Here is a 2,033-nt window from a genome sequence, read left to right as displayed (position 1 = left end):
CCCCCCCCCCCCCCCCCCCCCCCCCCCCCCCCCCCCCCCCCCCCCCCCCCCCCCCCCCCCCCCCCCCCCCCCCCCCCCCCCCCCCCCCCCCCCCCCCCCCCTTTTTTCAAGCAGAAGACGGCATACGCGATTTCCTGTACGGTCTCGTGGGCTCGGAGATGTGTATAAGAGACAGCCGCCGCTCGCCGCCAGCGCCCATGGCGACGATGGGCCGCCGGCCTGGGGGGGCGACAGCGCGCCGTGGTCGCCGCCCGGCTTCGACGGCAGCCCCGGCTACCACCATGCCCCGAGCCGCGCGCGCAGCCGGCGCGCCCCCCCCATGGGCCGGCCCGAGCACGCGGCCCGCTTGCTGCTCACGCACATGGGCGCGCTGGAGACGCTGACGCATGACGACCACGTGATGCTGGGCGAACTGCCGGCGCCCCTGGGCCCCTTGTTCGTCTGGCTGGAGCGCGAGCTGCACGAGCACGGCCCGCGCCCCTGGGCCGCCCTGCGCGAGGGCCTGCGCGGGCACGAGAGCGAAGAGGCCGCCCACCGCATCATGACCGGCGACCATGCCGAAACCGCGACCGAGGCAGACCCGCGCGAACTGCGCGCGGAGTTGCGCGGCCTGCTGGACCTGATGCTGCGCGAGCGCATCCAGGTGCTGCAGCGCGAGGCCATCGCCGCGGCGGCGTCCGATCCGGCGGCCCTGCAACGCTGGCGCGCGCTGGAGGAACGGCGCAGGGACCTCGACTCCCGGCTGAAATCCAATCGCGCGCTATAATGCGCGGTTAGCTGACGGCAAGAGCGACAGCAGTACCTCCGGACCCGGCCAACCGTGACATACCGCGCACGACAGGCCCCCTCACCGCAAGGGCTGCACTCCAAATGATCGCCCAGACATCTTGTCGTCCGAGGATATCTCCTCATCTGAAGTGAAGCAGCCGGCCCGCGTGCCACTGCCGCTTCGGACCCGGCAGTCGGCTCCGCCGCTGCCCGTTCACCCGCGCCGGGAACCGTGGCGCCTTGCATTTTCTTTGTGTCCGTCTTTGATTCCGAGGTCCTCATGCCTTCTCAAAAGCCCGCGAAGTCTGCCAAGTCCGCCGCTCCCGCCAAGACTGTCAAGAAACCCGCAGCCGGCAAGGTGAACGCCACCGCCGCTGCCAAGCCCGCAGCACGAAGCGCCCCCACCGCTGCGGCGAAGAAAGCCAAGCCAGTGCCCGCATCCAAGTCCACGACCTCGAAACTCCTAGCCGCCGCCGATGAACTGCTGAAGAACGCAGGCAAGGCCGCCAAGACCAGCAAGTCCGCAGCCGCCGCCGGCGAAGAAGCCCCCAAGAAGAAGGCCGGCCGCCCGCCCAAGGCCACCGCCGCCGCCAAGCCCGGCCGCAAGCCCAAGGCCGGCGTGGCCGCGGTCACCGACGACGCCGACCTGTCCGACATCGAGGCCGAGTTCGAGGAAGAACCGGCAGCGGCCGACCCGGCCGAGGCCGCCGCGGCACCGGCCGAGAAGGTCAAGCCGCTGCGCATGAAGATCAGCAAGGCGAAGGAACGCGCCTTGATGAAGGAATTCGGCCTGGACGAAACCGTCCTGTCCGAAGAGGACATGGCCAAGCGCCGGTCGCGCCTGAAGACCCTGATCACGCTGGGCAAGACGCGCGGCTACCTGACGCAGGTCGAGATTTCCGACCACTTGCCCGACAAGCTGGTCGATGCCGAGACCATGGAAGTCGTGGTCACCATGTTGAACGACATGGGCGTGGCGGTGTACGAGCAGACGCCCGACGCCGAAACCCTGTTCCAGAACAACGTGACGCCGACGGCCGCCACCGTCGAGGAAGCCGAGGAAGAGGCCGAGGCCGCCCTGTCTACCGTGGACAGCGAATTCGGCCGCACCACTGACCCGGTGCGCATGTACATGCGCGAGATGGGCACGGTCGAGCTGCTCACGCGTGAGGGCGAAATCGAGATCGCCAAGCGCATCGAAGGCGGCCTGCAGGCCATGATGGAGGCCATCTCCGCCTCGCCCGCGACCATCGCCGCCATCCTGG

Annotated in this window: 1 protein-coding gene and 1 pseudogene; both read left to right on the top strand. The window is 70.1% G+C overall.

Features of this window, described 5'->3' with window-relative positions:
* A pseudogene (locus JHD63_RS22350) lies at positions 1 to 766 on the top strand (DNA primase); the annotation flags it as partial.
* A 282-nt stretch (positions 767 to 1,048) separates the two neighbouring features.
* Positions 1,049 to 2,033 (top strand): RNA polymerase sigma factor region1.1 domain-containing protein (locus tag JHD63_RS22345; protein WP_304952654.1); only part of this gene is annotated, 985 nt, incomplete at its 3' end.

Source organism: Xylophilus sp. ASV27 (assembly GCF_016428875.1).
In the GTDB taxonomy this organism is placed as follows: Bacteria; Pseudomonadota; Gammaproteobacteria; order Burkholderiales; family Burkholderiaceae_C; genus Xylophilus.
The sequence above is the reverse complement of the archived record's forward strand: the minus strand, read 5'-3'. Positions and strand labels throughout refer to the sequence as shown.